Source organism: Candidatus Brocadia sapporoensis, assembly GCF_001753675.2.
Lineage (GTDB): Bacteria > Planctomycetota > Brocadiia > Brocadiales > Brocadiaceae > Brocadia > Brocadia sapporoensis.
Genome location: NZ_MJUW02000084.1, coordinates 1 through 8,536, shown reverse-complemented (window position 1 = coordinate 8,536; position 8,536 = coordinate 1). Strand labels below are relative to the sequence as shown.

The window sequence follows — 8,536 nt, the reverse complement described above, 5'->3', positions numbered from 1 at the left end:
TGATCATTGACGTAACAAACAGGGAAGACACCACGACACAATACCGGAACACCTTGATCCTTCTGTACATGCCCATTTCACACTCGCTCCTCTTCAAAAAGACCAGAAAAATTAAAAATTTCCCATACCAGCGGGCGATACACTGCCCGCGCTACCCGAACAATACAAGTCATGTCTTCGGCTGTTGGGTAGCACGGACAAACTCTGTTTGTCCGTGCAATAGAGTCCCAAACCCATGCATAGATTCAGACATCATGGACAAACAAGTTTGTCCATGCCACCCGGTAACCCGTTGAAATAAAATGGAAATTCCTATACCGTTAAATTACCCTCGCTATGCATTCTATTTCGTACCGATTACCTGTAGACATACGAATTTTTTAAAAAAAATAAATGGTTACTAAAAACAATCCATCTTGATTTAAAATGCTAAAAGCAAGACAGATACCAAAGAGACAAAATACCATTACCGCTTGATTTTCAGGAGATTTCATGATTATATTAACGTGATATGCAACAACCTTATCGTACATTATCACAACAGCCATGTTGACCATTCCCTCATCCCGAAAGAGATACCAGGTATCGTGCCCTGTGTGACTATTTTTCCTTAGTAAAGCTGATATTTTTGAAGAGAACGATAGTGCGGCCAGAACTGATGTCCGCACATGTGCGGAAGAACGGCGAAATGCAGGGGTACGCCTTTCCTGTAATGTTGACGTATTGGATTAAGAAGGAATGGATTCTCATTGGCTGTCATTCTATATGACAGTAAAAAAGGGAATCAATCGATTTTAAGAATAGGCAGCGCCTTTTACCAGGATTTCAGATGATCTATTATCCACATCGCAATAACGTATTTTTCAAGGTGTGTAGAATGAGTGCAAGCATGAAGATAGCGCTCATTAGCCTTTTGATTATATTCATTATTACACTCTATCCTTTCGGGTTTTCGATGAGAGGAATTGATAACCGAAAAATAATTAGTTATCTTGTCTTGGAATGGCGCCCATCCAGTATTTACGATATCCTCAACAATATCTTGTTGTTTCTTCCCTTCGGATTTGGTTTCTCTGGCTATTCTTTACAAGTAAAAGGGGCTCATGCGTTAAAAACCCTTGCAGGAGCCACGATAATTAGTTTTGGAATATCCTATATCGTTGAAATCTTGCAAATTTTTCTACCATCCAGGTGTTCCTCGCTAACCGACGTTTTCTCAAATAGCGTCGGAGGATTTCTCGGATTTATCTATTTTTATTTATGGGAATTTAGGGTTGAATGTATCATGCGCATTAAGAGAAATCTGTTACATATTTTCTTAGGATGTGCTGCCTTGACCATTCTTAGCGCTATCATATTTTCATTTCTTACAAGACCTGGCAATTGGGACAAGAGATTTCATCTTCTTTTCGGAAATGAACAGACAGGATACCGACCGTGGCGAGGCTCTGTTTCAGAAATATTGATTGCCGACAGGGCAATTTCAAGTCAGGAGGTAGCACTTGCTTTTCATGGAAAAGACCTTAGTAATCTAACAGGAGCTTCACTTCTGTGTTGGTACCAGTTGACTGATAACGGAAGCTATCGCGATAAAACAGGGCATCTTTCTGATTTGATCTGGCAGGGCAAATACGATGACCGTTACCATGACAAGGCTACTATGTTTGGGCCCGATCAATGGTTAATGACAAGGACCCCTGCGGAATATTTAACGCAAAGAATATCAAAATCCTCTGAGTTTACTATACAATTAGCATTGATGACAGCAAATACCATGCAAAGCGGGCCTGCGCGCATCGTAACTCTTTCACAAAATCCTTCTCTCCGTAACTTTACCATCGGACAACAAAACAATGATTTGATCGTCCGTCTCCGCACTCCTTTGACCGGGAAAAATGGAGTGTATCCGGAAATAGTAGTAGCAGACATCTTTTCGTCTACAAAGCCGCGTAATTTGATTATTACCTATAGCAAATCGATTCTCCGTGTTTATGTTGATGGAATAGAGAATTCCCACGTTTTCGCATTTAACCCTGTTTCAACTCTTGCGAGCTATTTATTTCCTATTGGGGCGTTTGGTATGAAGTTCTGCAAGGCGCTTTACTATGCACTTGTCACCGCTCCTGTCGGAATCTTATGCCTGCTTATCCTTAAAAAATATTACACAAAGAGATAAATCAATGGATCAAAATAGTGAAAAAGGATACACCGAATATCAGAAAAAAGTTATCAGAAATTTTTATGAAAACAAAGACCTTCGGCTTATACAAAAACTGGGAGAATTAGTCTCTGACATGTATCTGGAAACGAATGAGAAAAAAAGAGAATCTGGATGGAAAAAGATAAAGAAGATGCTTCTTGACCTCAGGGTACATCCGAATGAGATAGAATTTCTCACGAAGGATAAAAACCTTACCGTGATTTCAAAGAAATTGGCTGAGATGTTTTAATGTCTTATACTTGATTTCTTGTAAGAACTCAATGCCCTTTTGCTCACATTTACTACGAGTGCGTAAAAGGTTGATCCTGCAATCTCCGGGGAATATCATGGGTGAACATTGCACTAATACTGTGTCAGGGTTCCGTCGATCTTTGCCCTTCTAACGGCATATCCAAATATTAAAACACTCAACGGCAGCATGACAGCCGAAAAGGCGGTTAATGCTGCGATATTCGGCAGGAGTGCGTTTAAAGAGCTCCCCTTAAGCAACGCCAGTCTCATCCCTTCCAGGGAATAGGTAACCGGTAGCATCGCAGACAATTTTTGAAGCCATTTCGGGAGAACAGAGACGGGATAGTACAATCCGCCTAAAATTCCGGAGACGTTAGTAAACAGCCAGTTTACCGGATTCCCCTTTTTTAATACCATGACAAAACTGGCGGAGATTATCCCAATACTGCTGAAAGAGACGATGGTGAGAAGCAGGATAAGAAATGCACCCATGATGTTCGCATTGCCCATGTCGACGCCGAAGAAAAAGGCTCCTAATATCAAGTATACAGCCACTTTAAAAGAGGCAAAAATGAAACTATAAAGAGAGGAAGAGAGTATAATTGTTGGAATCTCTGTCTGGGTTACCAGCAGGGCTTCCAGTGTCCCCACCATTTGCCCTTCCCGAATGCTGGCGGAGAGACTGTCCATGGATACCTTAAGATAGTTAAAGAATGCCACTCCAATAAGGACGAAGGAGAAATAGTCTCCCCCATACGGCTTGAGATATGATGTGCCAACTTCTCCCAGGAGCTTTGAGAGATAGAAAAAGGTCACGGTTGTGACGAGAATGCCACAGACTTGCATGAAGAATGCAAATTTATAGCTTACCTCATTGATAAGATCTTTCCAGACAAAGGCAAGAGGTTTTTCTATAAACAAAGCCATAATAGCGACTTCCGGTTCTTTTTGTTGTTTTTGTAATTCATCAGCATAGTATCAGCTATCAGGAAAAATGTTGATTATCGCTTTCTGCATGAATAGAAAAAAAAACATGAGTGTGAAAGAGAGGAAGATATCTGACCCTGGAAGATTATCTATTTTCTCCCGATGACCATAGAAAACAGTTCACCCAAAGAGATTTCTTTTTCATAAAAGGAACAGATCTTGCCTCCTAAATCCGCAATTTCTTTCACTATGGGAAATATATCGTTATCACCATCCTTGATTTCAACTTCGATCTGCGTGGTATCGGAAAAAGAGTTGTCCGGTATTATGGTAACTTTCCTTGCGGAAGTGATGTAAGGAATCTTTTCCAGAAATCCGGTCACCGGGCCTTTTAATTCAATCACATACCCTTTCCCTGAATGGAACTCTCTTTTTATCTCCCCTATAAGACCAGCGGTTTTTACTTCTCCCTTGTGGATAATAGCGATGCGGTCACAGAGTTCCTCAGCTTCATGCAAGTTATGCGTCGCAAATATTACCGTTTTTTTCTCCGTTTTAACCAATTTTTCTTTTATCAACTTCCGAAATTTTTGCGCGGAGACAGGATCCATCCCGTTGGTCGGTTCATCCATAAAAATGATTTCAGGCTCCGTAAGAAGTCCTCTGGCTATTGCCAATTTTTGTTTCATGCCGGTAGAATAATCCTTAAACATCCTGTCTGCGTCATATTGAAGTTCCATAAATGACAATAGGCTCTCGATTCTTGCCTGAGCATCATGGCGGGGAACATTGTTGAGCTTTGCAAAAAACGTAAGATTTTGCCTGCCAGTAAGCCTCCAATAGAAGCTCCGCTCGTCACCCACCACATAGCCAATGAGCTTTCTTATTTTCTTTTGATCTTTTGTGACATCCAGTCCGTTCATCCACGCAGTTCCCGAGGTGGGAAGTACGAGGGTGCAAAGGATTTTTATGAGGGTGGTTTTACCGGCTCCATTTGAGCCAAGAAGCCCGAATAACTCCCCCCTTTTTATCCGGATACTTACGTTTTGTAAGGCGGCAATTTCCTTTTTTCTGAAAAGATGAGTGAATAAGCCGCCGTATCCTTTTATTACCGGATACTTTTTTGTCAAATCCTGTGTCTCTATGCAGTAGGACAATTTGGTAATCTCGGACAAATGGAGCAAAGCTCCGTGGAGATCAGAAATTCAGAGTAACGATTCAGAAAATATTATTTGAGTCTAAAAATTCGGACAGTCCAAACCGTCTGGAGCAAAACTATTTTATAGTCAGGAAGTTCCGAATGGCTCATAATGAGCCCGGCGTATCTACTTTGCTTTTTTCGCCTTTTTTTTATAGAGAGAAAAGTAGCCCTCGGCATCCTTCTCCATGCCTTTTGCTTTATAAGCGTTTCCCAGATCGTTATATATTTCAGTGTTGTCTGGATTGGACATTACGGCTGTCTGAAAGGCATTAATTGCATCATCATATTGTTTTTTCTTCATGTAGTCCTTTCCTAACCGATATTGTGCATCGGCATTACTAACATCAATTTCAATTACCCTGGTGTAGTATCGGATAGCTTCGTCTACATTACCCGTTTTATCGTGTAAGAGGGCTATATTATACAGTGCATTTATATGTCCCGGGTCGATTTCCAGCGCCTTATTATATTCCGACAGGGCTTCCTTATTCATGCCTTTCATTGAATAAACAATACCTAAGTTTGAATAAGAAATTGCAAGACCCGGGTCTAATTCAATACGCTTCTTTAACACCCGGATTGCATCATCATATTTACCAATTTTTGTATATGCGATACCCAACAGCGCATAAACAGACCGATAGTCCGGATTCATTTCAATGGTCTTGTTAAATGTCGTTATGGCATTATCAAAAACCCCTTTGTCGAAATACGCTGAACCAAGATTGTAATAAGCTTCAACATCTTTTGGATTTTGTTCAATAGCCTTTTGGAAGGACTCAATAGCATTGTCATACTGACCCTTTTGCGCATATGCAACGCCAAGCTTATTGTATACATCAGGGCAATCGGGATTCCTCGCCAACGCCTTTTTATACATCTCTATTGCTTCATCAAAAAGGCCATACTGGGCGTATTGTACCCCCTGTTTATACTGTTCATCAGCAATTTTAAGTTGACCCAACAATGCCTCTCCTTGAGGTCTATCTTTGTTTTTTGCAGTAGCAGTCCCCTCTTTTGAAAAACAATGAGTCGAATTCAACGGGGCCATCATCGCAAGATTACATAGAATTGTTATACCGATAATCTTTTTACTATCCATGATACCTTCTCCTTACGGTTTCATTCATAAATCGACCTGAAAAAATGGAATATACAAATCCGGATTCAAATAAAGCCACACGTACAATATTTATTAGCATTGCATTTTTTAAAAAAGGTAGTGCCGATCCCGTGTAGTCGGCCTGTGCAGAGGGATAAACCATCCGCTCTCTATACCGTACTTCGTGCCGTTTGCATAGGAAAGTACGAATTTTCAAATAACTATATTATTACCAATTTTATTATAGAGCGAATTATATCCGCATATGGACAGGATTCAACTTATCTTTTAAATCGGAAAAGCATTTTTCCGAGATAAAGCAACACTAAAATTACACAGAGGAGGGCGACATCGGTTGGACCGGTTGGAAGGTCAAACCGATAGGAAATGTAAAAACCAACAAAAGATGCAACGATTCCAACGGTTGATGAAACGATGCAGAAAAGAGGAATGCCACGCGTGATCATCCTTGCCGCAACGGGTGGTATCAATAGAAAGCCAAAGATAACCAATGGACCAACAGTCATAACTCCGAAGGATATAATGATACCGATAATAAGATAAAGCATAATGTCCCACAGGACCACTTTTTTCCCAATGGTAGTTGCCATATCGATGTCATATGATACCAGGATAAAATTACGATGAAAACCGATGAGGACAATAAATATTGATCCGTAGATGGCAAACATTGACCATAGATAGATATCCGGTATGGAAATAATCTCCCCGGTAAGCATGGAAAGTACTTCTGATTTTCCGTAAGGATTCCAGGAAACAAACAAGATAGCCGCCGCGCCAGCGATGGCATAGGTAAATCCTATGCGGTTTTCTGTGAATCCTTTCCGCCTTCGCTCGAGAATGGCTAAAACAAAGATGGTAATGAGCGTGAAGAAGACTGAACCTGTTAGCGCCATTACTTTTTCAGATTCTATATGACGGAAAAAATGCCACCCGAGGGTATGTAAAAGAAATGCAAAGGCGACACCTGCATTTGACACTTGTGGCAGCGCTATACCCATAAGAATCATACGGCGCAGCACAAAAAAAATGCCTACCTGAGGACACACAAACCCCACGATCAATCCCGCATAAAATGCGTTTCGTAAAAGGAAATGTGGACTAAGTATCTCTAATAATTGTTCCATCCGTCACTCCTGATTTGGTACTTCATCGATCCTTGACAAAGCAATTATCTCTTCCAATGAACCAAGCACTACCTTGTAGTGATGAATATGGATTATTTTTTTAACCCAACTTGGAATATAATGGACTTCGTGGGTAATCATCATGATCGTTAATTGGTGCTTTCTGTGCAGTACAGAGATAAGTTCTATGATCTTTTTTTGGGCAAGGATATCAAGTCCCGTAATGGGTTCATCAAGCAGCAAAACATTTGGCCTTGTTGCCAGCGCCCGCGCTATAAGTATACGTTGTTTTTGCCCCCCGGATAACTCGGAAAAAAAATTCTTTCTGAGTTCCAGCATGCCAACATCTTTTAAGCATTGTTCTACCAATAAACGATCGATTTTAGAAGTGGGACAAAATGGTTTCCTCTGTCCGAAAGTACCCATCAACACGACCTCTTCTGCGGTAAATGGATATATTTCGTCTAAGTGTTTGCGCTGCGGCACATATCCAAATCTCGGGACATTTTCATTGCCATAGAGGATGCTTCCCTGTATGGGAGGAATGATCCGCAGAATGGTCTTAAACAGGGTGGTTTTACCACATCCATTTGGTCCGAATAAGACGACGAATTCACCACTTTTTAAAGAAAAATTAATATCGCTAAGGATAGTATTCCTGCCATACCCAATAGCAACGCCTTTTAAAGTAATACAGTTTTCCGTATTCATGTTGGACTAAGATTTGGTTTTGAGCGCCGTTACAATCTGATTAATAGTATAATCAAAAAGAGCAATATAATCTTGCACTTCTTTTTGACCTCCGACCATAATTGGTAAAATGACAATCTTTGCCCCTGTCCGTTCAGAAACGAATTCAGGGATTTTTCGTTCCCGGAATTGTTCAATAAGAATAAGTTTTACCCCTTCGTTTTTCATCATGGGAATAAGGGTGTTGAGATGGGATGGAGAAGGAGGAATCCCCGGTTTTGGTTCAAGCTCTCCCACGATATTCAGATTAAACCTCTTTGCAAAATACGGAAAAGTCTTATGATAGGCAACAATCTTTGTACCACGAAAGGGCTCCATCATTTTTTGCCATTCGGGTAATTTTTGATCCAGTCTCTGAATAAAATTCTTTAGGTTGTCCCGATAATCGTTGCAATTTGTCTCATCAATTTGACATAGTTGATCACAAATATGGGAGGCGACAATTTTCCCATTGAGCGGATCCAGCATAAAATGGGGGTTGCCATAAGGGTGGAGGTCTCCGGCAGCGCGGGTGACTGCTGAGGGTACTTCTAAAATTTGAATTCCGGGAGATGACGCAACAACATATCCGGGATTCCCAGGAAGTATTTTCTGATTTCTAGCGCTTAAAACCAGGGATGGCAACCAGGCTATTTCCAATTGTAAACCTCCCTCGATAAGAATATCCGCCTTGTTCAGTTTCATAATAAAACCAGGTTTCGCATCAACAAAGTGGGGGTCTTCCGTAGGCTTTGCAATAGTAGTTACTTCAACTTTATCCTTTCCAATTTCCTTTGCCAGGTCACCCAGATCAGAGGTTGTTGCAACAATATGTAATTTGGCATGAACAGTAGATGCCCAGCTTACTGCAAATAAGAAACAAAGGCATATTATTTGGTATTTTATTTTCATATTATATTCCTCCTAAATTCTGCAAACGATTTTCGCAGTGCGAAAATCGACCTTCTGTAATACCC

Annotated in this window: 8 protein-coding genes; 2 read left to right on the top strand and 6 right to left on the bottom strand. The window is 40.7% G+C overall.

All coding sequences use genetic code 11. The features are described 5' to 3' along the window. Window positions 1-877: 877 nt before the first annotated feature. Complete coding sequence (locus tag BIY37_RS07855) at window positions 878-2,176, top strand: VanZ family protein (protein WP_070067286.1); 1,299 nt, start codon at window positions 878-880, stop codon at window positions 2,174-2,176. Between the two features lie 4 nt (window positions 2,177-2,180). After that, window positions 2,181-2,450, top strand: a complete 270-nt coding sequence (locus BIY37_RS07850) for a hypothetical protein (protein WP_070067285.1) — start codon at window positions 2,181-2,183, stop codon at window positions 2,448-2,450. A 113-nt stretch (window positions 2,451-2,563) separates the two neighbouring features. On the opposite strand, the gene BIY37_RS07845 is transcribed toward BIY37_RS07850, so the two are convergent. The 6 genes from BIY37_RS07845 to BIY37_RS07820 all read right to left on the bottom strand — a co-directional run bounded on the left by BIY37_RS07845 (window position 2,564) and on the right by BIY37_RS07820 (window position 8,471). Then, entirely contained in the window at window positions 2,564-3,379 is an 816-nt protein-coding gene (locus BIY37_RS07845; protein WP_070067284.1) for an ABC transporter permease, read from the bottom strand. 149 nt (window positions 3,380-3,528) lie between these two features. Continuing rightward, window positions 3,529-4,554 carry an ABC transporter ATP-binding protein gene (locus BIY37_RS07840; RefSeq protein ID WP_230402468.1) on the bottom strand — a complete coding sequence of 342 codons (1,026 nt, stop codon included), beginning with the start codon at window positions 4,552-4,554 and terminating at the stop codon, window positions 3,529-3,531. Window positions 4,555-4,704: 150 nt separating this feature from the next. Then, window positions 4,705-5,682 carry a tetratricopeptide repeat protein gene (locus tag BIY37_RS07835; protein WP_070067283.1) on the bottom strand — a complete coding sequence of 326 codons (978 nt, stop codon included), beginning with the start codon at window positions 5,680-5,682 and terminating at the stop codon, window positions 4,705-4,707. Window positions 5,683-5,963: 281 nt separating this feature from the next. Beyond that, window positions 5,964-6,830, bottom strand: coding sequence for a metal ABC transporter permease (locus tag BIY37_RS07830; RefSeq protein WP_070067282.1), 867 nt, complete (start codon window positions 6,828-6,830; stop codon window positions 5,964-5,966). 3 nt (window positions 6,831-6,833) lie between these two features. Then, window positions 6,834-7,541, bottom strand: a complete 708-nt coding sequence (locus BIY37_RS07825; protein ID WP_070067281.1) for a metal ABC transporter ATP-binding protein — start codon at window positions 7,539-7,541, stop codon at window positions 6,834-6,836. A 6-nt stretch (window positions 7,542-7,547) separates the two neighbouring features. Next, a complete protein-coding gene (locus tag BIY37_RS07820) occupies window positions 7,548-8,471 on the bottom strand; it encodes a metal ABC transporter substrate-binding protein (protein WP_070067280.1) in 924 nt (307 codons plus the stop codon). Window positions 8,472-8,536 lie beyond the last annotated feature (65 nt).